The sequence below is a fragment of the Cryptocyanus atlanticus LEGE 06306 genome, from assembly GCF_056633155.1.
This window is the reverse complement of the sequence record NZ_JBSJOZ010000011.1, coordinates 36,320-60,424: the sequence shown is the minus strand read 5'-3', so window position 1 is coordinate 60,424 and position 24,105 is coordinate 36,320. Positions and strand designations below refer to the sequence as shown.

At 69.0% G+C, this 24,105-nt stretch carries 21 protein-coding genes; 4 read left to right on the top strand and 17 right to left on the bottom strand.

Going from position 1 to position 24,105, the window contains the following annotated elements:
* Nucleotides 1-499 precede the first annotated feature (499 nt).
* The 7 genes from ACWJI7_RS11465 to ACWJI7_RS11435 all read right to left on the bottom strand — a co-directional run bounded on the left by ACWJI7_RS11465 (nucleotide 500) and on the right by ACWJI7_RS11435 (nucleotide 8,154).
* A complete protein-coding gene (locus ACWJI7_RS11465; protein ID WP_479938091.1) occupies nucleotides 500-1,510 on the bottom strand; it encodes a J domain-containing protein in 1,011 nt (336 codons plus the stop codon).
* Nucleotides 1,511-1,534: 24 nt separating this feature from the next.
* Nucleotides 1,535-3,205 (bottom strand): DUF3370 family protein, encoded by a 1,671-nt coding sequence (locus ACWJI7_RS11460; RefSeq protein WP_479938090.1) that lies wholly within the window; start codon nucleotides 3,203-3,205, stop codon nucleotides 1,535-1,537.
* Between the two features lie 357 nt (nucleotides 3,206-3,562).
* On the bottom strand, nucleotides 3,563-4,342 hold the full coding sequence (locus ACWJI7_RS11455; protein ID WP_479938088.1) for a sigma-70 family RNA polymerase sigma factor: 780 nt from the start codon (nucleotides 4,340-4,342) through the stop codon (nucleotides 3,563-3,565).
* A gap of 165 nt (nucleotides 4,343-4,507) precedes the next feature.
* The gene (locus tag ACWJI7_RS11450) at nucleotides 4,508-5,365 is read right to left on the bottom strand and encodes an ATP adenylyltransferase family protein (protein ID WP_479938136.1); all 858 of its coding nucleotides are present in this window, start codon (nucleotides 5,363-5,365) and stop codon (nucleotides 4,508-4,510) included.
* Nucleotides 5,352-6,356, bottom strand: a complete 1,005-nt coding sequence (locus tag ACWJI7_RS11445; protein ID WP_479938087.1) for a SpoIID/LytB domain-containing protein — start codon at nucleotides 6,354-6,356, stop codon at nucleotides 5,352-5,354. Before ACWJI7_RS11445 ends, ACWJI7_RS11450 begins: the two co-directional genes overlap by 14 nt.
* Nucleotides 6,326-7,240 carry a PhzF family phenazine biosynthesis protein gene (locus ACWJI7_RS11440; RefSeq protein ID WP_479938085.1) on the bottom strand — a complete coding sequence of 305 codons (915 nt, stop codon included), beginning with the start codon at nucleotides 7,238-7,240 and terminating at the stop codon, nucleotides 6,326-6,328. Before ACWJI7_RS11440 ends, ACWJI7_RS11445 begins: the two co-directional genes overlap by 31 nt.
* A complete protein-coding gene (locus ACWJI7_RS11435; protein ID WP_479938083.1) occupies nucleotides 7,237-8,154 on the bottom strand; it encodes an NAD(P)H-dependent glycerol-3-phosphate dehydrogenase in 918 nt (305 codons plus the stop codon). The genes ACWJI7_RS11440 and ACWJI7_RS11435 overlap by 4 nt, the downstream gene beginning before the upstream one ends.
* A gap of 9 nt (nucleotides 8,155-8,163) precedes the next feature.
* Between ACWJI7_RS11435 and ACWJI7_RS11430 the strand changes: the two genes are divergently transcribed.
* Nucleotides 8,164-8,931 carry an SDR family NAD(P)-dependent oxidoreductase gene (locus ACWJI7_RS11430; protein ID WP_479938081.1) on the top strand — a complete coding sequence of 256 codons (768 nt, stop codon included), beginning with the start codon at nucleotides 8,164-8,166 and terminating at the stop codon, nucleotides 8,929-8,931.
* Between the two features lie 15 nt (nucleotides 8,932-8,946).
* On the opposite strand, the gene ACWJI7_RS11425 is transcribed toward ACWJI7_RS11430, so the two are convergent.
* On the bottom strand, nucleotides 8,947-9,348 hold the full coding sequence (locus tag ACWJI7_RS11425; RefSeq protein ID WP_479938079.1) for a DUF2237 family protein: 402 nt from the start codon (nucleotides 9,346-9,348) through the stop codon (nucleotides 8,947-8,949).
* 142 nt (nucleotides 9,349-9,490) lie between these two features.
* Between ACWJI7_RS11425 and ACWJI7_RS11420 the strand changes: the two genes are divergently transcribed.
* On the top strand, nucleotides 9,491-9,712 hold the full coding sequence (locus ACWJI7_RS11420; protein ID WP_479938077.1) for a hypothetical protein: 222 nt from the start codon (nucleotides 9,491-9,493) through the stop codon (nucleotides 9,710-9,712).
* Between the two features lie 8 nt (nucleotides 9,713-9,720).
* Here the strand turns inward: ACWJI7_RS11420 and ACWJI7_RS11415 are convergent, their stop codons facing one another.
* From ACWJI7_RS11415 to ACWJI7_RS11405, 3 genes are all read right to left on the bottom strand, one after another.
* Entirely contained in the window at nucleotides 9,721-9,993 is a 273-nt protein-coding gene (locus ACWJI7_RS11415) for a small RNA NsiR4-regulated ssr1528 family protein (protein WP_479938075.1), read from the bottom strand.
* Between the two features lie 56 nt (nucleotides 9,994-10,049).
* The gene (gene metH / locus ACWJI7_RS11410) at nucleotides 10,050-13,709 is read right to left on the bottom strand and encodes a methionine synthase (RefSeq protein WP_479938073.1); all 3,660 of its coding nucleotides are present in this window, start codon (nucleotides 13,707-13,709) and stop codon (nucleotides 10,050-10,052) included.
* An 81-nt stretch (nucleotides 13,710-13,790) separates the two neighbouring features.
* Entirely contained in the window at nucleotides 13,791-14,708 is a 918-nt protein-coding gene (locus tag ACWJI7_RS11405; RefSeq protein WP_479938071.1) for a branched-chain amino acid transaminase, read from the bottom strand.
* 89 nt (nucleotides 14,709-14,797) lie between these two features.
* Between ACWJI7_RS11405 and cobN the strand changes: the two genes are divergently transcribed.
* Nucleotides 14,798-18,499: a cobaltochelatase subunit CobN gene (cobN, locus tag ACWJI7_RS11400; RefSeq protein ID WP_479938069.1), complete on the top strand. Its 3,702-nt coding sequence runs from the start codon at nucleotides 14,798-14,800 to the stop codon at nucleotides 18,497-18,499.
* Between the two features lie 57 nt (nucleotides 18,500-18,556).
* On the opposite strand, the gene ACWJI7_RS11395 is transcribed toward cobN, so the two are convergent.
* The 6 genes from ACWJI7_RS11395 to recR all read right to left on the bottom strand — a co-directional run bounded on the left by ACWJI7_RS11395 (nucleotide 18,557) and on the right by recR (nucleotide 23,357).
* On the bottom strand, nucleotides 18,557-19,096 hold the full coding sequence (locus tag ACWJI7_RS11395; RefSeq protein ID WP_479938067.1) for a hypothetical protein: 540 nt from the start codon (nucleotides 19,094-19,096) through the stop codon (nucleotides 18,557-18,559).
* 29 nt (nucleotides 19,097-19,125) lie between these two features.
* Complete coding sequence (locus tag ACWJI7_RS11390; RefSeq protein WP_479938065.1) at nucleotides 19,126-19,824, bottom strand: PHP domain-containing protein; 699 nt, start codon at nucleotides 19,822-19,824, stop codon at nucleotides 19,126-19,128.
* The gene (hemJ, locus tag ACWJI7_RS11385; protein ID WP_479938063.1) at nucleotides 19,769-20,359 is read right to left on the bottom strand and encodes a protoporphyrinogen oxidase HemJ; all 591 of its coding nucleotides are present in this window, start codon (nucleotides 20,357-20,359) and stop codon (nucleotides 19,769-19,771) included. The genes ACWJI7_RS11390 and hemJ overlap by 56 nt, the downstream gene beginning before the upstream one ends.
* An 816-nt stretch (nucleotides 20,360-21,175) precedes the next feature.
* On the bottom strand, nucleotides 21,176-21,853 hold the full coding sequence (locus tag ACWJI7_RS11380) for a thermonuclease family protein (protein ID WP_479938061.1): 678 nt from the start codon (nucleotides 21,851-21,853) through the stop codon (nucleotides 21,176-21,178).
* Nucleotides 21,850-22,773, bottom strand: a complete 924-nt coding sequence (lipA, locus tag ACWJI7_RS11375; RefSeq protein WP_479938059.1) for a lipoyl synthase — start codon at nucleotides 22,771-22,773, stop codon at nucleotides 21,850-21,852. Before lipA ends, ACWJI7_RS11380 begins: the two co-directional genes overlap by 4 nt.
* Before the next feature lie 14 nt (nucleotides 22,774-22,787).
* A complete protein-coding gene (gene recR / locus ACWJI7_RS11370; protein WP_479938135.1) occupies nucleotides 22,788-23,357 on the bottom strand; it encodes a recombination mediator RecR in 570 nt (189 codons plus the stop codon).
* Nucleotides 23,358-23,517: 160 nt separating this feature from the next.
* On the opposite strand from recR, the gene psbP reads away from it, so the two are divergent.
* Entirely contained in the window at nucleotides 23,518-24,102 is a 585-nt protein-coding gene (gene psbP / locus ACWJI7_RS11365; RefSeq protein ID WP_479938057.1) for a photosystem II reaction center PsbP, read from the top strand.
* Nucleotides 24,103-24,105 lie beyond the last annotated feature (3 nt).

Here is a 24,105-nt window from a genome sequence, read left to right as displayed (position 1 = left end):
CTCCATCCGGCCCATCTGGGTCTAGTAATTGGACTGACAGCGAGTCCAGTCCGGGTCCCTTTGGACTGGAGTTGAGCGCTGCTGGGTCCGCCGGCGGGGTGGACGGATGTTGGTGGGATCGAGCTGGATCGGGTCAGCGTACCTGTGTACACCACAGGTACGCTATTCCTGGAGCCCATTCACAGCCTGGCTTCTGAGTGTGGGCGCCGTGATTGGACACAGCGGTGCGCAGACTCTGGACATGGATGTCGCGTCCGGCTGGATCCCGGGAGGCCTCATCCAGGAGCCGATGGGGCGAGATGGGGGACGGGGGCGACCGACCGACCCGACAAAACCCACACAGCCGACAACTGAAATCGACAACCATTCGGGGATTGCCCGGGCCGGGTCCAGGCCAGATGTGCGGTCTGCGAATCTCAGTCGCGACCCTATTCTGGACTGAAATCTGGACCCGACTGGGACGACCGGGAGCGAGGCTCCTCCCGCCCGTTCCAGGAGTTCAGGCTGAGCGGCGATACAGCTCCTTGAGCAGTTGGTAGGCCTCGTTGAGGCGGCGCATGGCGTCGGCGTTGCCGCCGGAATCGGGATGGTGGTTCAGGGCCTGATCCCGATAGGCCTCCCGGATCTGCTCCAGGCTCAGCCGGTGCCCGGCGGTCGTCGGCAGATCCAGCAGCTTGAGGGCCCCCTGGATGGTCATGGTGTGCTCCAGCGCCTGGAAGGAGGCTCCCCGACGGCGCCGCCGGAAGCGGTGCACAAAGCGGCGGATCAGCGTGGGCATGCGCACGCTCAGGGTGCCTCCACTGAATGGATCCTCCAGCAGCCCCGCCGCCACCATGACCCGGTCAAAGCTGGGGGGACCGGCGGGCCACTCCGCCACGAAACCTTCGATCCACTGTTCGAGCAGGGTCCAGGTGAACGGTCGTCCCTCGGCCTGGTCGGATTGGGGCCAGACCTCCTGGCCGAGCCAGAGCATGGCCGCCTCCAGCACCATCTCGCCGGCTTCGGTGCCATACAGGGTCATCCAGTGCTCCCGCACGGTGAGCAGGGCCTGCTCAAGAGCGCCCGTGGCCAGTCCCGGCAGCGGTTCGCTCGTGCCCTGCGGGGTCGGACGCAGACTCTGGCGCAGGCGGGCGGAGGATTGCCGCACGAAGCCGGGCAGGTCGATTCCGCCCGCACCGGTGGGGCGTCGGCTGGCCCTGGCGCGGGGCTCGGGTTCGGCTTCGACCTCCGATTCAGGGTCGGTCTCGAACACCAGGGTGCCCTGCTGGGGGGCTGTCACCAGAACGAGGGCCCCGCGCTCCAGCAGAGGATCCCCCTCCCGTTCCTCCGGATTGTCCCCGTCCGGTTCCCCTTCCGGGGCGCGAAACAGATCCTTGAGCAACTGCTCCAGCAGCGCTCCGCGGCTGCGGTGGCCGAGCTCATCCTTGAGGGCGTCGATCTGGGTCAGCAGATGGACCGGCAGCTCCAACTGGATACGCCGTCGGAGGGGCTTGTCGTGGTCTGCCTGCACGGTGGGCTCAGGGGCCTGGCGGGACTATCGCCCCATCATCTCCCTGAGGAAACGCTGCTGGGCGGCGGCGGCCTGCCGATAGCGATCCAGCAGATCCTGGGTCTGCTGAACGGTGGCCACGCCGGCGGGAGGGGTCGTCACTCCCGCCGGGGACGGGGTGAGGTTGGGATTCCTGTTGAGCAGCGGCAGCGTCAGGGGGGGAAGGGGGGGGAGGAAGGCGGGAACGATCGGGGGCCTGGGCCTGGGCACGGCCTGTCTGGGCGGAGCGACCGGTGGCCGGGCCGCGGGCACCGGCTGGGGTCTGGGGGTGGCCGGGGCCGGATCCGCCGCTCCGGCGGCCACGGCCGGAGGGACCGTTGCGGCGGGCTTGCTCTTGCGGGCAGCCGCCGCGGCCGCCGCGGCGCGGGCGACCTCGATCTGACGCTCCCGCTCCCGCAACAGGGCCAGCTGGGAGGCGGGAACGACGCTCAGAAGATGGCCCGGCGTGGCATCCGCCGGATACACCAGGCTCACCCGCACCCGGTTGTTGACCCCGGGCCTGAGGTTGAGTTGGGTCAGGGCGTGGCTTTCCCCCGAGCGCATGCCCAGGTGCACCTCCCCGTATCCCTCGTCTGTTTCGATGCCGATCGACCCCCGGAAGGCCACGAACTGGCGCCCATTGGGGGTGGGGTGACTGAGCACCAGCTCGTGGGGACCACTGCCCTTGAGGTTGAGATCCACATCGAACCGGACCCCATAGGTGCCCACGTTGTCGAGGGAGGAATCGATCATCCGGCTGGCCAGGGCATTCACCTGGACCTCCCGGGTTCCGAAGGTGTGGCGGTTCGTGCTGGTGAGCGGCACGTGAAGCGGGCTCTGGTTCAGATCGTGGCTGAGGCTCGCCTGGTAGGCGTCGCCGAGGGCCACGCCCCCCACCCGGGAGAAGACCTGACGATTCTGGATCTTCGGGAGCATGGCCAGATAGATCCGTCCCGGCGCCAGCAGACCCTGATCCAGCACCGCCAGCAGATCGGCGTTGCTGCGGGGGTCTTCCGCCGCCACCACCGCCATCTGGAAGGGACCGTCGCTCCGGCCCTTGATCAGGCCATTGGCGATGCCCCGCGCCGGCAGTTTCGTATGAAACAGAACGGAGCGGCTGTAGGGAGGAATGGTGAAGGTGTCGGGCAGGCGCCCGTCAAGCTGGCGGCGCAGCATGATCACGGCGGTGGCATCTCCGGGTCCGGTGTTCCAGGGCCTCGGTCCCAGGGGTTTGACCCCCATCAGGTGGTTGGCGAGATAGGGGGCTTCGAAACTGTTGCGGACAGCGCCCTGCTCGAGCTCAAGGGTGACCGGCCGTGGCCCCGGATTGATCACGATGGTGGCCAGGGTCAGCTGGCCGCGCACCAACCCGTAACCCAGCCGGGTGGCGTCTTCGGGGTAGTACTTGTGGTGCATGTGCAGACCGAACTCACCGTCGAAGGTGAAGGCGGCATTGGGAAGGGACTGGCCCGTTTCCCTGGCGATGGCGCTGCCGGGGGCTGTGTTCACCAGAATTCCCGGCCCGAACACTTCCTCCGGTTGGTTGGAATGGAGCACCGGCACGGTGTTGAAGACACCCTGGAGGGGTCTCGCCGACTGTCCCGCCATCAGCGGCACGTAGGCCCAGGCGGCCGGAGCATCCAGAGCAGCGGCACCCAGCACGGTCAGCACGATCATTTGCGTGAGACCAATGGGACCGACTGTTCTCACGCTGATTCTCGGCAAGGGCTTCTGGGGAACGGCTGCGAGTCCCGTTCAGGACTCACTGAGGCAGGATCCCTTGGCTGGCAAGGGGTTTTGCGGACCTGCCCGGGGTTGCCCACGGGGTGGGAGCGGCATCGCATCCGTGGCGGGAAGCCCGCTAGAACCGATGGGCCTCCTCCCATTTTCCCATGTTTCCGTCCTTCCCCTGTTGCAGCGCCGGGGCTTGCGATCCCGCAACCAGCCGTCGCCACCATCAGGAGCGGAAGCTTCGCATGCTGACCTTCTGGAGAGATGGCGTGGAGCGGCAGCTGGCCGCGCTGAACGCGGCAATCAGCACTCTGGAGCAGCAGATGGCCCGCGATGAGGTCCCGTCTCAGGGATGAGACCCGCGGGGGGATCAGCCTGGAGGCGGCAACGCAGCTGGGACAGGCCGCGGGCCAGCAGCCGGTGGACCGTCATGGGGCTGAGCTGCATCAGCCGGGCCGTGTCCCGCAGGCTGCGACCGGCCAGGACCACCTCCCTCACGACGGTCTGCTGACGCCGGTCGAGGTTCTCCAGCAACGCGAGGGCTCGGCCGTCTGGGGCCGGCTCCTCCTCAAGCTCCTCCGACGCGACATGCTCCTCCATTGTGATGTCGAAGGGAACGACCCGTCCGATCTGGCGCAACTGCTCGAAGCGCCGCCACTGCTCCGGACTCAGGCCGAGCAGCCGTCCAAGCTCTCCCTCGGCGACGGGCCCGGGCTGGGGGATCCTGCCGCTGCGCTGCAGGCGCCGCAGCTGCTGCTCGAGTTCCTGGTGACGGCGGGGCAGCCGGATCGTGGGCGCCTGATCCCGGAGGTAGTGCAGGATCGCCCCACGGATGTGGTGCCGGGCAAAGGCCGGAAACGGGGTGCCCTCCTTGCTGTTGAACAGCTCCGCGGCCCGGATCAGACCCAGCAGCCCCACCTGGTGCAGGTCGTCGCTGCCTTCACGGCAGAGGGCGGCGTAGTGCAGCGCGATGGGTCGGACCAGCTCCCGGTAGCGGTCCACCCGCTCGTTGCGCTGACGCAGTCGGCGACTGGGCCGCGGACGGCGGGCCGGGGGGGCGGTGGTGCAGGACGCCAGGCTCATGGGGGCGATGGAGAAGTGGATGGAAAGGGGGATGGAGTGGACGATCACTGGCGACCGTCCGGTGGGCGGCGAGTGCCGGAGACAGCCGCCGCTTCTTTCCAGAAAGGGACCACCGGTGGGGCACCCGCAACCGTGCTTTCACGGAATTCAGCGGCGGAGGCTCACTCAGGGCTGGTCGGGTCCGCTTCCGCTGCCGTCAGGAACCGCGACGGCCGCCAGCAGGTCCCAGGGACCATGGCGCTCGAACCAGTCCAGGTCGGCCCGATCGGTGAGCAACAGGTATCCGGCGAAACCGAGGGCGTTGACACTGAAGCCGGCCCTGTGCTCCCGATGGCGCCGTACGGTCAGGAACCAGTCATCGCAGAAGAGCAGGTTGTAGGGGTGGCAGGGCCGGCCACGTTGCTCCCGGCAACCCAGGCCCAGCTCCCGGGCGTGGCGTCGATAGAGGGCGTCCAGCTCGCCTGGGCCCAGGCCGGGGTCGCGCCGACTGAGCCGGTAGGCCCAGGGCCAGCGCGGGGTGGCGCCCTCCAACTGGGCGGCCAGGCGGCTCGCCAGCGGACAGGGGGGCTCACCGGTGTGGCGGGGCAGGAGCTGGAGATGGCGATGGGGCTGGCTGGCGCCGGCTTCGGCGCAGCTGTTGAAGAACCAGAGGCCACCGGTATCGGCGTTCACCTGCTCCACGGCCCGCCAGTCGGCGGGCTCCAGCCAACCGTTCTGGGGTGCCCAGCCCTGGGTGAGCAGCAGCAGATGACCCCTCTGGACCGGATACTTGTTGAGCAGCACCAGATGGCTTGTCCCCAGCCGCTCCACCTCCAGCTCCCGGTCCCAGGGCAGAAATGGATTGGGTCTCGGGCCTCCGGCTCTCAGATGTTTCGGGGTGGCGGTGAGCAGCCGGCGCAGTTCAAACGGTTCCCAGCCGGCGGGCGGGATCCGCTCAGTCCTCAGGGGAATCAGGGCACCCTGGCGGCGGGCCTCAACCGTGCGCTCCAGGCCTCGGCGCCAGAGCCGTTCAGCCCGCACCACCAATCTGCAATCGCGCCAGGGAGGCGCCTGGATAGTAGTGGCCCAGGATCTGGTTGTAGCGAAGGCCGCGGCTGGCCATCTCCTGGGCCCCCTCCTGGCTCATGCTCGCTCCCAGGTGGCCATGGGCTTCCAGGGTGATCTGGCTGTTGGCCGCGTAGAGGCTCTCGACGATGCCGCCCTGGTAGCTGAGGATCAGACCGGACGTGCGCGCCGTGGCCGCCGTGGTGCGCTCGGTCACGGAGGCGAGTCCCCGGTAGGCCTGCCAGCGCGTGGTGTCGCCCAGGTGCCAGTGGCGGCTGGCGGGGCGGGCCAGGTGGGCCAGGGCGTAGGAGCGGGCCGCCACCGCCTGGGCCTTGAGCGCTTCCAGCGACCAGGAACTGGGCATCTCGGCACCGACCACCGAGGCGATGTAGCGCTCCAGATCCAGATGGTTGACCACGGTGAGACTGGTGCCCTCACGGATCAGGCGCAACCGTCCGGGGTAGGCCTCCCCGTTCACCATCAGGGCCTCACCCGCCCCGGTGTCCAGCCAGAGCTCCGGCATGGCGACGCGGCCCAGATTCACCGGAGTGCGGGCCGCCCCCTGCAGCAGGATCCGCCCATCACCGCTGCGCAGCGTCCAGGAACCCGTGGCGGAGAGTTCCGGGGTGCCGGCATGGCGCAGCAGCGCAACCCTGGCCTCAAGGGGAACCGGCCGGCCGGCCGCCGGCTCGGCCAGGGCGAGTTCCTCTCCTCCCCCACCCGGAAGGGTGGGGGCCGCCGGCGCCGCGCGTCGGGCCTGCAGGGACGCCAGCCGCGCTGCCTCGGCCCGCTGATCGGGATCGTCGGCCAGGGTGGCGGGCAGCAGAGCATCCAGCACCCGGGCATCGAGGCTGGAGGCCGCCGGAGTGAGGGACCGCTGGGCCAGGAACCCCAGACCGATCGCCACCACACTGAGCGGTGCCCCGATCAGGAGCGCGTTCAGCCGCTGGCGGCCAGGCAGCGGCACCACTCCGCGGAGCTGCCATCGCCGGACCCAGCACTCAAGTGGCCATCCCACAGCAGTTGCCCTGAACCTGACAGCCGGATCATGCCGGAAAGCAGCCGTTCGCACAGCATGCCACCGCTCTTTGCTGAAGGCTGCCAGCCCACCACCGACTCCCGGCCGAGCCGCGTGCACCACCAGGGGGCCACCAGGGCATGGGCGGACCCCGTCACCGGATCCTCCTCGATGCCCAGTCCGGGGGCGAAGAAGCGAAGGCCGTAATCGGCCGGCTTCCCCTGCACGGCGGGCCAGGCAGCCCGGCCGGCGCTCTGCATGAGCACCAGCCCCTGGCGCAGATCTCCCTCCAGGGACCGGGCCAGGCCGGGGCCATCGAGGCCCCCCAGGTCGTCGTCCTCACTCAGCCGGGCCACCCAGTAGCCCAGCCCCGACGACCAGCTCTCCAGGGGCCGTGCTCCGAGCAGGGCCCCCAGGTCCTGGGGCAGGGGCTGGGGACGCAGGTCCGAGCCGGGCAGCACGATGGAGGCCCGATCCGGCTCGAGGCCCTCCAGCTTCACCGGCAACCGTCCGCTGCGGCTCCGCAGGCGGGTGGTGCTTCCAGCCTCCAGCCGGCTCCAGTGACCCAGGGCCAGCGTGGCGGCGATGGTGGCATGGCCGCAGAGGGAGACTTCGCAGGTGGGCGTGAACCAGCGGAGGGCCCATCCCCCGTCCGGGGCTGTGGGGTCGAGGCGCTCCATCGGCAGCAGGAACGCGGTTTCCGACTGCCTGAGCTGGGAGGCGACCCCCTGCATCCAGGTGGGTGCGGCGGGCTGATCCAGGAGCACCACCGCTGCACCGTTGCCCTGCAGGGGTGAGTCGGTGAAGGCGCTGATCAGCGCCGCCGGCCGCCTCATCCCACCTCCGATCGCAGGGTTCGCTCCATCAACACCTTCACGGCCAGCTGGGGGGAACTCTCGCCTTCGATCATGGCCACCACCTGCTCGCAGATCGGTGGGGTCCAGCCGCTGCGGCGAGCCAGGGCCAGGGCCGCCGCCGCGGTCGAGGCCCCCTCCACCGTGGCTCCGATGCGGGCGATCGCCTGGGGGGCTGTCAGTCCTTCGGCCAGCAGCAGTCCGAACCGGAAGTTGCGGCTGAGGTGGCTGTTGGCGGTGGCCAGCAGATCCCCCAGGCCGGCCAGACCATAGAGGGTGTCGGGGTCGCCGCCGAGGTCATGGCCGAGGCGACCCATCTCCGCCAGGCCTCGGGTGAGCAGGGACGCCCTGGCATTGGTGCCGAGCCCCAGCCCGTCACAGACCCCGGCCGCCACGGCCATCACATTCTTGAGGGCACCGGCGATCTCGGTGCCGAGCGGATCCTGGTTGGTGTAGAGGCGGAAGGTGTCTCCGCTGAGGTCCTGCTGCAGCCGCTCGGCCAGTTCGGTGTGCACCGACCCCAGCACGCTGGCGGCCGGCAGACCCTGCTCCAGTTCGGTGGCCAGGTTGGGACCGCTCAGGACCACCGTGGCCAGGCCCTCGATGGCGTTCTGCCAGAGCTGGGAGGCCGTGAAGAGCTGCTCCGGATCGATGCCCTTGGTGGCACTCAGCAGCGGCAGTCCGGCGGGCCAGTGGGGGCTCAGGGTCCGGGAGAGTTCCGGGACGCCGGACATCGCCACCGCGCAGACGATCAGATCCTGCCCGGGCAGGAGGGTTTCGGCGGGAGCGCCCTGCCGCCGCGACCAGGTGGAAATCCGATGGCCGCTCGATCGGAACAGACTGGCGAGGGTGCGGCCCCACGCTCCCTGACCCAGGATCCCGATCCGCCGTGCCATGCGGCCATCATGCGCCATCCGGCCCCTCCCGACCGGCCTCCGGGCCTCTCCCGCTGGCAGGGGGATGCGCTGGTGGTGGGCTGCGGCGGCCTCGGCCGGTCCCTGGTCGCCGCTCTGGCGCGGCGTGCCCCGGGTCTCCGCCTCTGGGGCAGCAACCGGTCCGGCCCCACCCCCCCGCCCCTCGATCCCCGGAGGCACCTGACCCTGGATCTCGAGGACGACGCCAGCCTGGATGCTGCCCGGGAGCGGCTCCGCCGCGAGGGCGTCGCCCTGAGGCTGGTGATCAATTGCGCCGGCCTGCTGCATGCTGGCGAGCTCCAGCCGGAGAAACGGCTCAGCCAGGTCCGGCGGGCCGCCCTGGAGCGGCTGTTCAGCGTCAATGCCCATGGCCCCGTGCTGCTGGCCCAGGGGATGGAACCCCTGTTCGTGCGCGATCGTCCCGTTCAGTTCGCCAGCCTCTCGGCCCGGGTGGGAAGCATTGGAGACAACGCCCTGGGGGGCTGGTACGGGTACCGAGCCGCCAAGGCCGCCCAGAACCAGTTGCTCCGTTGCCTGGCCCTGGAGTGGCGCCGTCGCTTGCCGCTGGCCTGCGTCACCCTGCTCCATCCCGGCACCACCGCCACCGCGCTTTCGGCTCCGTTTCGCGCCTCCGTGCCCCCCGAGCGCCTGTTCTCCCCCGAACAGGCCGCCGAGCAGCTCCTGGATGTGCTGGAGCACCGGGGGCCTGAGCAAAGTGGCCGCTTCCTGGCCTGGGATGGCTCCGAGATTCCCTGGTGAGTCCGGCCTGGCGGCTCAGGCGGCGGCCGCGCGGAGAATCTCGAGGGGGATCAGATCGAGGCTGGAGGCCTCGGTGGCCTCCAGGCGCACAGGCGGTGCCACGCCGTCTTCGTAGGCCTCGAGCCAGCGGGCGGCACAGACGCACCAGTGGTCGCCCGGTTTGAGCCCCGGGAAGCCGTAGACGGGCATCGGTGTGGAGAGATCGTTGCCCTGGGAGCGGGAGTAGCTCAGGAACAGCTCCGTGATCACGCAGCACACGGTGTGTCGACCCAGATCGCTGGGGTCGGTGCCGCAGCTCCCATCGCGGTACCAGCCGGTCATCGGATCGCAACCGCAGACCACGAGCGGTTCCCCCAGCACATTACGAGCCGTTCCGCTGGCCGGGGTCCGGAGCTCTTCCACGGGTCGTTCGCTCATTTCCCTGGTGAGTCTGCCCAGTGAGGGGCACGAAAGGCACCCAGAAGGTTGACGGATTCGGGGGGGCAGGCGTTAAAGGTCATTGTGCGGTGGTGCCCCAGGCCCACCGCCCGCAGCCCTTCCGACCTTCCGACACCCTTACATGCGCTGGGATTTCACCGAAGATGCTGCCTTCATGGCCCTGTTGGATGCCTTCAGGGAAAGCGGTGAAAGCTCCGCCATGGAATTCCTCGCCCATGGCGAAGGGGCCTTCCATTTCCAGGAACTCAGTCAGAATGCCGCCGGTGAGGGGATCGACCTGAGCGATTCCACCGATCTGGAGGCCTTCCAGCAGCGGGTGATCGACACGATGGAAGAGCTCTGAGCCCGGCCTCAGCCGTAGAAAAAGGCGATCTCCTTCGGCTTGAGACCCTCCCAGCCCGCTGAGCGCAGGCGGGCGTCAAGGCTGTCCTGATCGAAATGCTTGGCGCCGGTCTTGACGATCCGGTTGCGCATCGACTTGGTGACACCGCTGCGGGCCCGCTGGGCCTCCAGTGCCATCACCTCCCTGTAGAGGCTGAGCATTTCGGGGGGGATGGGGCTTCCGTCGAGATCAATCCCCGCGGCGATTGCCGCATCGACACCCTCGGGACCGGCGATGACCATGGGGGGAGAGCGGAGGATCGCCCCAGCCTGGCATCGAGGGCGGCGGCCGGCCGGGCTCAGGCGCTGAAGTAACGGGCCTGGCTGTGGAGCGCCACCAGGGCGGTGGTGCTCTGCTCGGGTTCGAGCTGATCGCTCTCGTCCATCGTCAGGCCGATGCGCCCGGCGCCGAGCCAGTCGAGCTGTTGACGGGAATCCCCCACGTTGGGACAGGCCGGGTAGCCGAAGGAATAGCGGCTGCCGCGGTAGCGCTGGGCCAGCACCTCCCGCAGCGTGGTGGGTTCCTGGTCACCGAACCCCAGCTCCCGGCGGATGCGGGCATGGGTCCATTCCGCCAGGGCCTCGGCCATCTGCACGCCGAGGCCGTGGAAGTAGAGATAATCGGTGTAGCGATCGGCCGCGAACAGCTCCCGGGCGAAGGCGGTGGCGGTCTCCCCCATGGTCACCGCCTGCATGGGCAGCACGTCGCTGGGCCCTCCGTTGACACAGTCGCGGTAGAAGTCGGCGATGCAGTAGCGGTTACCGCTCCGCTGGCGCGGCAGGGCGAAGCGGCCCAGCTCCCGCTCCCCCTGATCCGGATCGAACACCACCAGGGTGTTCCCCATGCGGCCGCAGGGGAAGTAGCCATAGGCCACCCGGGGGGTGAGCAGACACTCCTGGCGGCAGCGCTCGATCCAGTGGCCCAGCACCGGCTCGGCCTTGCTGGCCAGCAGGGCCGCATACTCCTCCCGGCTCTGCCGCTGCCCCTTGCGCAGTTGCCACTGGCCGGCGAAGAGGGCCTGGCGATCGAGGTAGGCGAACACCGCATCGAGCGGGATCTCGCTCTCCAGCAGCACCCGGGAGCCGAGGAAGGGCGCCGCGAGGGCCGGTTCCTCGGGCACGGCGTCGGAGCGGTGGTCCCCGTCCCCGGGGCCGGCCAGCTCCAGGCGGGCTGGGGCGGCGGCGGTGACGCGTTCGTTGGCGGCGGGGGGGATCGGCTCGAGGCCCAGGCCCGCCGGAACGGCCCCGAGAAACCCCTGTGCGTCGTCCCATTCCCCGGCCCTGCGGGCCTCCACCAGGGCATCCATGAAGCGGAGATCAGCAAAGGCATCCCGGCCATAGATCACTTGACCCCGGTAGACGGCCCGACAATCCGACTGGACGAATCGGGGGGTGAGGGCGGCGCCGCCGAGGATCACCGGCACGCTGATTCCCGCCTCATTGAAGGCCTGCAGATTGTCCTTCATGAAGGCGGTGGACTTGACCAGCAGACCACTCATGGCGATGCAGTGCGCTTGATGCTTCCGCTGGGCTTCGATGATCGCATCAACGCCTTGTTTAATGCCCAGATTGATGACTCGATAGCCATTGTTGGTGAGGATGATGTCCACCAGATTCTTTCCGATATCGTGGACGTCACCTTTCACCGTGGCGATCAGAAAGGTGGCCTTGGCGCTGCTCTCCCCTTCCACTTTCTCCATATGCGGCTCAAGGAAGGCCACAGCAGCTTTCATCGTTTCTGCGCTCTGCAGCACAAAGGGAAGCTGCATCTGGCCGGAGCCGAATAGCTCACCCACCACCTTCATGCCATCGAGAAGAAACGTGTTGATGATCTGCAGGGGTGGATAGGCTTCCATCGCCTGCTGCAGTGCGGGCTCCAGTCCGATGCGTTCTCCATCGATGATGTGCTGCTTCAGCCTTTCCTCCACCGGCAGATCGGCAAGGCTGGGTCCAGATTCGCGGGCCTCCCTGGCACTGACTCCCTCGAACAGGGTGGTGAGCACTGTGAGGGGGTCATAGGTGCAGATTGCGCCCTGCTCCCCAGAGGCAAAACGACGGTTGTCCTGGATCAGGTCGTGGCAGATCTGCTGATGCTCGGCACTGATCTTCACCAGGGGCAGAATCTTGGCCGGAGAGACGATGGCGGCATCCATGCCGGCGCTGCAACATTCATGCAGGAAGACGGAATTGAGCACGATCCGAGCCGCCGGCGACAACCCGAAGCTGACGTTGCTCACTCCCAGCAGCACATGCACACCAGGGAGATCTCCACGGATCCTGGCGATCGCCTCGATCGTGGCGGCCGCGTTTCTGCGATCCTCTTCGATGCCGGTCGAGATGGGCAGGGCGAGCGGGTCATAGAAGAGTTCGCGGGCCGGAATGCCGAACTCGATCGCGTCGCGATAGGCTCTCTGGGCGATGGCGAACTTCCGTTCCGCTGTCCGCGCCATGCCCTCCTCGTCGATCGTGCCGATCACCACCCCGGCGCCGTAGCGACGGGCCAGGTCGAGCACCTTGAAGAAGCGCTCATCTCCGTCTTCGTAATTAGTGGAGTTGAGGATGCACTTGCCCCCGGCCACCTTGAGGCCCGCTTCCATCTTCTGCCACTCGGTTGAATCGAGCATCAGCGGCAGGTTCACGTTGGTCACCAGCCGGCTGACCAGATCGTGCATGTCACGCTCGCCGTCGCGACCCACGTAATCCACGTTGACGTCAAGCACGTGGGCGTTCTCCTTCAGCTGGGAGCGGGCCACGGCCACCAGCCCGTCCCAGTCCTCGGCGTTGAGAAGATCCCGCACCTTCTTCGAACCGCTGGCATTCAGCCGTTCCCCGATGATCAGAAAGGAGTTGTCCTGGTGGTAGGGGGTGATCCCGTAGATCGAGGCGGCCGCCGGCTCGCACTGCAGTTCGGGCCGACTCAGCCCCTGCTCCGGCCGTCGCACGGGCCGCGGGCTCGGCCGCAGATCCCTGGCCAGATCAGCCAGGGCGCCGATGTGCTCGGGAGTGGTGCCACAGCAGCCGCCAATCACCTGCACCCCCAGATCCTCGACGAAATGCAGCAGCTGCATGCGCAGCTCCAGGGGCGTGAGCCGGTAGTGGGCCACCCCGCCCACGTTCTCGGGCAGGCCGGCGTTGGGGATGCAGCTCACCACAAAGGGGCTGTGGGCACTCAGATACCGGATGTGCTCCTTCATCTGCTCCGGGCCGGTGGCGCAGTTGAGGCCGAGCACATCGATCGGGAAGGGCTCCAGGATCGAGACCACCGCGGCGATGTCGGAGCCGACCAGCATCGTCCCGGTGGTTTCCATCGTGACCGAGACCATCAGGGGCCGTCGCTCTCCGGCGGCCTCGAAGGCCTCCTCAAGCCCCTGCAGCGCTGCCTTGATCTGCAGCACGTCCTGGCAGGTCTCAACGATGAACAGATCCACGTCGCCGGCCAGCAGCCCGGCCGCCTGCTCGCGGAAGGAGGCCTTCATCGTGTCGAAGTCGATGTGGCCGAGGGTCGGGAGCTTGGTGGTGGGTCCCATGGAACCGGCCACGAACCGGGGATGCTCCGGGGTGCTGTAGTGATCCGCCAGGGCCCGGGCCAGCTGGGCCGCCCGTTGGTTCAGGCTGAAGGCCTGGGCTTCCAGTCCGTATTCGGCCAGCACGATCGAAGCGGCACCGAAGGTGTCGGTCTCGATCACATCGCAGCCGGCCTCGAGGAACTGACGGTGCACGGCCTCAACCGCATCCGGCCGGGTGATCACCAGGTTCTCGTTGCAGCCCTCCAGGGCCGCACCGCCGAAATCCTCGGCGCTGAGATCCATCTGCTGCAGAGAGGTTCCGGTGGCGCCATCGAAGACCAGCACCGGCCGCTCGGGGGAATGGAGCCGCTCGAGGAACCCCACCCGAGCGTCGGCTGCCGTCGCCTCCGCGGCGTCGTCCCTCGCCACGCCCCCTTCCACAGCTGCTCTCATCGCACCTCCTGAATGGGGATCAGTCTAGAAATCGCCCTTCGGGGGCTCCGTCCGGGCCCAGACGGAGTCGGCCCGGTCGGCTCAATCGTCGAGGCGAATGCGGCTGATCCAGTGGGCGTGGCTGTCGTCGCGCCCTTCGGTGATCGCCGTGAGACGATCCCGCAACCGCTCCATCACGGGCCGCTCGCTGGGCAGATCGGTGGTTTCCACCCGCCGCACCGGAGTGACCCGGGCCGCCGTGCCGCTGAGGAAGACCTCATCGGCCACGAACAGCTCGGTCTTGTCCACGGCCCGCTCCAGCACCGGGATGTCCAGATCCCGGGCCAGCTCCATCAGGCTGGCCCGGGTGATCCCTTCCAGGATGTCCTGATCGACACCGGGGGTGATCAGCACCCCATCCCGCACGAGGAACAGGTTCATGCCGCTGGCTTCGCTGACCTTGCCGCGGCTGTTCAGCAGAAGGGCCTCATCGAAACCGCTCTTGACGGCTTCGGTCTTGGCCAGGGAACTGGTGATGTAGGCACCGCTGATCTTGCCCCGCAGCGGCAGGGAGCGGTCCTCCTGGCGGCACCAGCTGCTGATGCGGCAGCTGACTCCATCGGGGGAGAGGTAATCGCCCAGCTCGATCCCATAAATCAGGAAATCCGTCTCGATGTCGTGCAGACGGGGAGCGATGCCCAGATCACTGGTGTAGACGAACGGACGCAGGTAGATCGGGGTGGTGGGCCGGTTCGCCTTCAGGAAGGCCCGGATGGCGCTGAGGATGGTGGCCTCCGGCAACTCGGCCAGCAGCAACCGGGCGCTCTGGCTGAGCCGCCTGGCGTGACGATCCGCCCGGAACAGGAGCATCTCCCCGGGATCGGCGGGGTTCGGCAGGGCCCGCATCCCCCCGAACGCCCCGGTGCCGTAGTGCAACGCGTGGGTGGCCACCGAGAGAGTGGCCTCCGCGAAGGGCACGCAGCGGCCTCCGAACCAGGCGTACGGGAGAAACTTCTGCATGCTCAACGGCGTCGGGAGAGGGCGGTGCTGGCGGCGCCGGGAGTTGCGCTGGCCCCGATCTTCTCACCGTCGGGGTCCAGGATGGGCCGATGCATCGGCTTGCGGCAGTTCCGGGCGCCGGCGGGGATCGGGGGGATCCCTGCTACGTGGAGCAGGAGGAGGCTCCCGTCCTCGTGCTCAGCTCGGCCGACACCGACCTGGCGACCCTCTCGGCCCTGCTGGCCGCCGAGCCCGATCTGCTGGGCGTACCGGCCCGTGGGCTGAACCTGTCCGCCCTCGAGCATCCGGCCGTGCTCGATCACTACCTGGCCCACAGCGTCAGCCGGGCCAGGCTGGTGCTGGTGCGGCTTCTGGGGGGGCGTGGGCACTGGAGCTATGGCTTTGAGCAGCTGGAGCGCTGGGCCCAAGGGAGTGGGCGGCAGCTGATCGTGGCGGCCGGCACCGCCGGGGAGGAGTGGGCGCTGGCCGAGCTGAGCTCGGTGCAACCGGCCCTGGCGGTGGCGATCGCCCGCTGTCTGCGGGAGGGGGGCCAGAGCAACCTGCGGCAGGTGCTGCTGGTGCTGAAGGAGCTGCTGGAGGGCCGCAGCCCCGGGCTCCCCCGGGCGGAACCCCTGCCCGATCCGGCCCCCCACGACTGGCGGACCGAGCCCGGCCCACGGGTGGGGGTGGTGCTGTACCGGGCTCTGTTGCAGGCCGGTGACACCGAGCTCGCTACCGCCACCCTCCGCGCCCTGCGGCAGCAGGGTCTCTGCCCGAGGGCACTCTGGGTGAGTGGCCTGCGGGAGCAGGGGGTGCAGCGGGGGGTGGCCGATCTGCTGGGCCGTGAGGGCGTGGCTGCGGTGCTCTGCACCACCTCCTTCGCCTCGGTGCAGTTCGAGGAGGCCGGCCTGGGGGCTCCCCTCTGGCAGGCCCTGAACGTGCCCGTGCTGCAGCTGCTCTGCAGCGGCTCCAGCCGCGACCGCTGGCAGACCAGCAGCATCGGTCTGGGACCGCTCGACCTCAGCCTGCAGGTGGCTCTTCCCGAGCTGGACGGTCGGATCACCACCCGGGTGGGGGCCTTCAAAGAGATGCAGGGGGCGGATGAGCGCCTCGCCACCGCGCTCCACCACCACCGGCCCGATCCCGAACGGCTGGCCTGGATCGCCCGCCTGACGCGGGCCTGGGTGGAGCTGCGCCAGACACCGCCCCAGCGGCGACGGATCGCCCTGATCCTCGCCAACTACCCCACCCGCAACAGTCGGGTGGCCAACGGCGTGGGCCTCGACACCCCGGCCAGCACCGCCGCGATGCTCAACTGGCTGGCCGAGGCTGGCTACGACCTCCCCCAGGAGCGCCCCCGGGACGGTCAGGCGCTCATCCGGCATCTGCTGGAGGGCCGCAGCAACGATCCCGAGAGCGGCCATCGCCCCCCCCTGGCCCATCTGCCCCTGGAGGCCTATCAGGTGTGGTATGAGGCCCTGCCCGAGGCCGGTCGAGCACTCCTGGAGGCCCGCTGGGGTCCACCGGCCGGCGATGCCGGGCTGGAGACCACCCCAGCCGGTCCGGCGTTCCCGATCCGGGGCCTGCGTTTCGGCGCGGTGCTGGTGCTGATCCAGCCGGAACGTGGCTATGACCGTGATCCCAGCCTCACCTACCACAGTCCCGACCTTCCCCCCACCCATGCCTATCTGGCCCAGTACCTCTGGCTGCGCACGGAGGCGGCGAGTCAGCTGGTGGTTCATGTCGGCAAGCACGGCAATCTGGAATGGCTGCCCGGCAAGGGGCTGGGGCTCTCGGAGCAGTGCTTTCCCGAGTGGGCGCTCGGGCCGATGCCTCACCTCTATCCGTTCATCGTCAACGATCCGGGGGAAGGCTCCCAGGCGAAACGCCGCTCCCAGGCCGTGATCCTCGATCACCTCACCCCTCCCCTGGGGCGCGCCGGCCTGCATGGAGCCCAGCAGGAACTGGAAGCCCTGCTCGACGAGTACTGGGAGGCCCGCCAGCTGGGCAGCCAGCGGGTGGCCCCCCTGCGCGAACGGCTGGCCGAACGGCTCTCGGCCATGGAGCTGCCGGGGGAGACAGGGGGGGCGGGAGCGGATCTCGACAGCCGCCTCGAGGCCGCCGACGGCTACCTCTGCGAACTCAAGGAGGCCCAGATCCGCACCGGCCTGCACAGCTTCGGCTCCCTGCCCACCGGCGATGCCCTGCTGGAACTGCTGCTCTGCCTGGCGCGCCCCCCCCTGCCCGACGGTCCCGGCCTGACCCAGGCCCTGGCCCAGGATCTGGGCCTTCGGCTCGATCCCTGGTCCGATCCCGAGGAGGCGGCCCTCGACCCGGCCGATCAAGCGATCCTGCAGCGCGCCTTCCCCAGGGCCCAGGGTGGCCTGCGCCGGATCGGAGACGGGGTGGCGCTCCTGGAGGAGCAGGCGTTGGCGCTGCTGCCCCCCCTGCTGGTGGAGGAAGCGGCGGGAGTGGTCCCGGGGCTGGGAGCGGTGGGCACGGCCGTGATCGAGCGCATTCGCCGGGAGCTCCTGCCGCGGCTGCTGGCCTGTGGTGAGGCCGAACGCCAGTCGTTTCTGGCGGGGGTGGGGGGGGAGAGGATCGCCGCCGGGCCCTCCGGTGCCCCCACCCGGGGCCGTCCCGATCTGCTGCCCACCGGTCGCAACTTTTACAGCGTCGATCTGCGTGGCCTTCCCACCGAAGCCGCCTGGGACCTGGGGCGACGCAGCGCCGAACTGCTGCTGGAGCTCTATGGCCTCGATGAGGGGGAGGACCTGCGCCATCTGGCCGTCTCGGTCTGGGGCACCGCCACGATGCGCAACGGCGGTGAGGACATTGCCCAGGTTCTGGCCCTGATGGGGGTCCGGCCGATCTGGGATGGTCCGACGCGTCGGATGGTGGATCTGGAGGTGATCCCGTTGAGCCTGCTGGGGCGGCCGCGGGTGGACGTGACCCTGCGCATTTCCGGCCTGTTCCGCGATGCCTTTCCCCAGCTGGTCGGTTGGATCAACCGGGCCACGGCGCTGGTGGCGGGCCTGCCCGAGAGCGAGCGGGACAATCCCCTGGCGGCGGCGGCCCGAACCGAGGGCCACTGCGCCCGCGTCTACGGTTCAGCGCCCGGGGCCTACGGGGCAGGCCTGCAGGGGCTGATCGACAGCGGCCACTGGGAGGAGCGGGCTGATCTGGGGGAGGCGTTTCTCCAGTGGAGCGGCTGGCGCTACGAGGCGTCCGGTGAGGCGAGGGCCGACCGGAGCGGGCTGGAGCAACGGCTGAGCCAGGTGCAGGTGGTGCTGCACAACCAGGACAACCGGGAGCACGACCTGCTCGATTCCGACGACTATTACCAGTTTCAAGGGGGGCTCAGCGCGGCGGCCGAGCGGGTGCGGGGCTCCGCGCCGGCCCTCTGGTTCGGCGACCACTCGCGCCACCAGCGCCCGAGGCTCCACCGCCTGGAGAAGGAGTTCGACAAGGTGCTGCGCTCCCGCGTACTCAATCCACGCTGGATCGAGGGGATGCGGGCCCATGGCTACAAGGGCGGTTTCGAGCTGGCCGCCAGCCTCGATTACCTGTTCGCCTATGACGCCAGCACCGGCCGGGTGCCCGACTGGAGCTACGGAGCCATCTGCGACAGCTGGCTGGGATGCCAGCCCACCCTGGCGTTCCTGCGGGAGGCGAACCCCTGGGCGCTGCGGGACATGGCCGAGCGCCTGCTCGAGGCCCATCACCGCGGGCTCTGGCAGGGAGCCAGACCCGAGCAGCTGAGGCATCTGGGCGATCTGGTGCTCAGCAGCGACTCCCTCGTGGAGGGATGAGCTGGACGGGCCAGATCCGGAGCCGGAGGGCCGATCCGCTCCGGCCTGGGGCCCGGCTCAGGTGTTGAGATCCCGGGCCATGTCCTTGAAGGCATCGATCGCGCCCGGTTTGGCGGGTTGCTGGCCCAGCTTGGGCTGACCCTCCGCCCCGCTGGGGGCGGTGCGGGAGCCGGCGGGGCTGCCCGGCGCATTGACGCCGCTCACGGCGGCGCCCCGAAGCCGCTGGCCCAGTTCGGCGGCACTCATCTTCTCGACGAAGGTCTTCTTGACGGGTTTGGGCACGCCACCGGTGAGGCTGGGGGTGGCCTCCGGAGCCGCCACAGAGGGCAGGCCGGCGGTGGCTCTCTCGAGCCTGGCGTTCATGGAGGCGACCTCCTGGACCATCTCCTTGTCACCGGGGTTATCGAGGTTGCCGGGGAAGGTGTGGCGGATGGTGTTGGACCGACGCATGAATGTCGTGTCGCCCAGGCTGCTCGACGTATCGGGGTCGAGGTAGATGGTGTCCTCCTTCTTGGCCGGCGATGCCTTGTCCTTGGCGGGCTTGGAGGAGAAGGACCCCTCGGAGCGGTTGCCGAGCAGACGATCGAGCAGACCCATGGTCAGGAAACGGAAACCTGTAATCCAGCCTAGCGGCCACCCAGGCCGAGGCCATGAGTATCGGTGCCGCAACTGAGCAGCAATCCAAGCTCCTGGAGCTGGCTGGCGATCGCGTCGCAGACCAGGGGTGTCGGCTGCCAGCGCTGACCCTGCCCGTAGTCGTAGAAGGCCTCGGCGCCATCAAAGCCGAGCGCGGCAGCCGAGGCGATCAGCTCCCGGGAGGGACGCCGGTAGCGGGCGGGATGGGCCAGCAGCGCCAGACCGCCGGCGGTATGGATGGCCTCCCTCACGGCCCCTGCCCGCAGGGCCGGGCCCACTGCCGCGGATCCGGTGAGATAGGGCGACAGGGACGGGTGGCCGGGCTGGAATCCGAGGGCGAGCACATGCACCAGGCAACCGTCCAGCAGGCAACTGATCTCCACGCCGCTCCAGAGGGTCGGGATGCTGGCGCCGCGGGTCTTCTCCAGATCCAGCCTGGCCTGGAGGGCGGAGTGGGCCTCGGTGCTGTGGTGGTCGGTGACGGCGAAATGCTCCAGGCCCAGGCTGATCGCCTGCTCGGCCAGGAGTTCGGGCCGGAGGCTGCCATCACTGCAGGTGGTATGGCAGTGGAAGTTCAGCCGCTCGGGGCAGCTGGAGGGATGCACCTCCCGCAGCACGGGAACCAGGGGGTGATCAGGTGCCACCGGCCAGGGCCTCCCGTTCACCACGCAGGCGCCGCCAGCGGGCATAGAACTGAATCGAAGCGGCCATCGCCACCACCAGCGCCACGAGGAACCAGGTGGCGGCCCCGGTGGGGAACTGGCCCTTGAACACCACCAGCATCACCACCAGCACCAGCATCAGAGTGGGAAGTTCGTTGAGCGCGCGCAGCTGGCGACCGCTCCAGCGGCAGGTCCCCTCCCGCAGCTGACCCATCAGCCGGTAGCAGAACCCGTGATAGGTGAGCAGGGCCAGCACCACGGCCAGCTTGGCGTGCATCCAGCCCTGTTTCAGCCAGAGCGGTTCGGCGATCAGCAGACCCACCGCCATCAGCACGGCCACCACCATGCCGGGGGTGGTGATGATGTTGGCCAGGCGCCGTTCCATCACGGCGTACTGGGCCCGGAAGGCGCCCCGGAATGGTTCCTCGAGGACATCGGCCTCCACGTGGTAGATGAACAGCCGCACCAGATAGAACAACCCGGCGAACCAGACCACCACGCCGACGATGTGCAGGGTCTTGAACCACAGATAGGCCTCGGGAGGCAGGGCCAGGGCCGGCATCGGCAGCGGGAGGAGGGAGCTTCAAGGTAGGAGTCCCCTCGCCGTTCCGGTCGATCCCGGACCGCGCTGGGGCCCCGGGCGATCGGCACTGCGCAGCGGACCCTTCCGCCCTGATCCCAGATCGGGGCCCCGCCCTCCTGGCGCCGCGGCCGGCCCGGGTGGAAGGGGAGATGGCTGGGATCTGAAGAATGATCCGTGATCCAGGCGAGCCCTGTTGCCGGGAGTCGGCATGGCGGCGTGCCCCAGGAGCGTGCCGGCCTGGCCGTGTGGCGGGTCGGTTCGGCTGATCCCGTGGGCACCGCTGGTTCCAGGATTCAAGATCCTGTGCTTCAAGGCCAGGCAGGTTCCACGCGCGATGATCCGCGCTCGCGCGATGACACCTCGGACAGAACCGTGCTCTGGAACTGGAGTCCCAGGGGCATCCCGGAGGACCACCAGGGCGACCCTGTCATCGCCGGGAGATCATGCTCTCGGACACCGTCCCCGATGCGGATGGTTGGGACTCCCTCTGGATGAATCGTGGAAGTCGCAGTGGAACCCCCATTCTCGATCTGTTCCCAGCAGGGGAGTCCATCCATCCCCGGGAACGCACCCTCCGGGGCGACAATCTGATTCAGCTCTCCGATGGCGGGGCTCAACTCACCCGGAGTGGCGTGCAGTTCTCCCTGGCTGGAGGCAGTTTCTCCAATGTCCTTCCTCGCCAGTCCTCTCGGAGTTCTCCACTAGATCGGCAGCCCGGTGATCCCTGCAGCAGCCGAGGCTGGGCGGACGCCTCCAACGGGTGGGAGGGCTGGCCGCTGGTCGCATGGGGTGCCCTCAGCCCCGGCTGTCACAGGCCTGCCCATCGCCGTTGCGGTCGAGATAGCGATGGCCCTGGCGCAGCAACAGCTGGGCCTGCTGGAAGGAGAGTTCCTTGCAGCGATAGCGCCGCCGGGCGGGTGCTCCTCCACCTGGGGCAGCGGGCCTGGCCGTGGAGCGGTTCCGGCGAAAGTCCCAGGGTCTGGTGATGCCAGCCGCGCTGTGCCACACCCCCAGGCGTTGCCTGCTGGCCCGCGTCTCGGCCCCGAGATAGGCCTGGGCATCACAACCGCCCAGATACTGGCGGTAGACGAAGACCATGCCGGACTCCACCAGGGCCAGGTTCACGTTCACCCCGGCGATCACCTCCGCCACGGTGCGGCCGAAGCGGTCGGTGGTCTGGGGCCGGATCCGCACCGTCTGGCCGAGGCGCACCCTGGCCTGCAGGGCCTGGCGGGCGGCGGCGCCATGGGGACTCTGGGCCATCTCCGGGGCGTCGATGCAGGCCAGCCGCACCGTGAACCGCTGCTGGCTGCGGCGCACCGTGATCGTGTCTCCATCCCCGATCGAGAGCACCTGGACGGTGAGCTCTTCGCTCTCTCCCCTGGCGATCCCGGCCGTGAACACCAGGGCCGCCGCAGCCAGGGCCGCGCCTCCCCACGGTCGAGCGATCGAGATCGCCGACCAGGGGTTCATGGGCTCCCGGTGCCGGCGTGGTAACTGCTGCGCACCAGCGGTCCGCTGCGAACCTGCTCGAAGCCCATCGTCCGGGCGATCGTGCCGAGCCGTTCGAAGGCATCGGGCTCCCAGTAGCGCGCCACCGGCAGATGGGCCAGGGAGGGGCGCAGATACTGACCCAGGGTGAGGCGCTGACAGCCGGCGGTCCGGAGGTCCTGGAGCGCCTCCACCACCTCCTCCTGGTCTTCGCCCAGGCCCAGCATCAGTCCCGATTTGGTCGGAATCGCGGGGGCCAGCTCCCTGGCGGTGGCCAGCAGCCCCAGCGAACGGTGGTAGGTGGCCCCTCGGCGCACGACCCCCTGGAGCCGCCGCACCGTTTCGAGGTTGTGGTTGAAACACACTGGCTGGGCGGCGAGCACGGTCTCCAACCGGTGCCGCTGGGCCACCAGCCCGTCGGCCTCGCCCCGGTGTCCGCCCCAGAAATCCGGAGTGAGCACCTCGATGGCGATCTGGGGCTGCCTGCGGCGCATGGCGGCCATGGTGGTGGTGAACAGGCTGGCGCCCTGGTCAGCCAGGTCATCACGGGCCACTGCGGTCAGCACCACATAGCGCAGGCCCAGCTGCTCCACGGCTTCGGCCACCCGCTCCGCTTCTCCGGCATCGACTGGAACGGGGGCCTGACCCTTGTCCACCTGGCAGAAGGCACAGCTGCGGGTGCAGATCGGTCCACCTAGCAGAAAGGTGGCCGTGCCGGAGGCATAGCACTCAGCACGGTTGGGGCAGCGACCCTCCTCACAGATCGTGTGCAGGCGCTGTCCCTTGACCACCCCCTGCACGCGCTCCAGCTGGGACACCTGGCCGATGGGTCGGCGCAGCCAGTCCGGCAGACGCTCCTGCGGCAGTGGGTGGGCGGACCGCTGGCTGGGGAGACGGGTCATGGGCTTGGGCTTGCTCACTCCATGGTGCGCCGGCCCTCCAGGGCACGGGCCAGGGTGACTTCATCGGCGTACTCCAGTTCGCCCCCCACCGGCAGGCCGTAGGCGATCCGGCTCACCAGCGTGAACGGCCGCAACAGCCGGGCCAGATAGAGGCTGGTGGTGTCCCCCTCCACGCTCGGGGTCAGGGCCAGGATCACTTCCCGGGTTCCCTCCCGGTCGACCCGGGCCACCAACGGTGGAATCTGGAGCAGTTCCGGACCGACCCCATCCATCGGGGAGATCAACCCACCGAGCACGTGATAGCGGCCCCTGTATTCCCGGGTGCGCTCCAGGGCCAGCAGATCCCGGGAATCGGCCACCACGCAGAGCTGACCATTGGAGCGGTCCTCGTTGCGACAGAACTCACAGAGCGGTTCCGCCGAAAGGTGAAAGCAGGATCGGCACTGGCCCACCTGGGTGCGGGCGGCCAGCAGGGCGTCGGCGAAGGCGCGGATCTGCTCCTCGGGCTGACGCAGCAGATGCAGGGCCAGCCGCTGGGCGGTGCGGGGTCCGATGCCCGGCAGACGCTCAAACTGATCGATCAGCCGGGCCAGGGGCCTGGTGAAGCCGCTCAGGGGGTCCCCGCAACTGGGCGGAATCTAGGAGCCCCTCCCGCTTGGCGATGAACGGACGGGAAGGCCTTTGGAGCTGGCAGGCAAGAATGACGCCGGTGCCTCGGCGCCCCATCCGCTTGCTCGGCAGTCCATGGCGCAGCGTCCGTTTCCGTCCCCCCGTCGTCCGGCGCCGCGGAGCCTGCTGGCCCTGCTGATCGCCGTCGCCCTGATGCTGGGGGGTGTCACGGGCTGCAGCGCCGTGGCAGGCGGGCTGAATTCGTTCCAGAGCCCGGATGGGCGCTACGCCTTCCTCTATCCCACCGGATGGACCCGGGTGGCGGTGAGTGGTGGTCCACAGGTGGTCTTCCACGACCTGATCAACAGCGACGAGACGCTCAGCCTGGTGATCTCCGATGTGACGCCCACCAATGAACTCGAATCCCTGGGCGGCGCCGTGGCCGTGGGGGAGAAGCTTCGGCGCATTGTGATCGCGCCGGAGGGCAGCGGCCGGGGAGCCGATCTGGTGGAGGCGGTGGAACGTCATGCCGGTGGCCAGACCTTCTATGACCTGGAGTACGCCGTCCACCTGGCGGACCGGGATCGCCATGAGCTGGCCACGGTGGTGGTGGATCGGGGCCGTCTATACACCCTGGCCGCCAGCACCAACGAAGTGCGCTGGCCGAAGGTGAAGGAGCTGTTCCATCGCGTCATCACCTCGTTCACCCTCCAGATCTGAGCG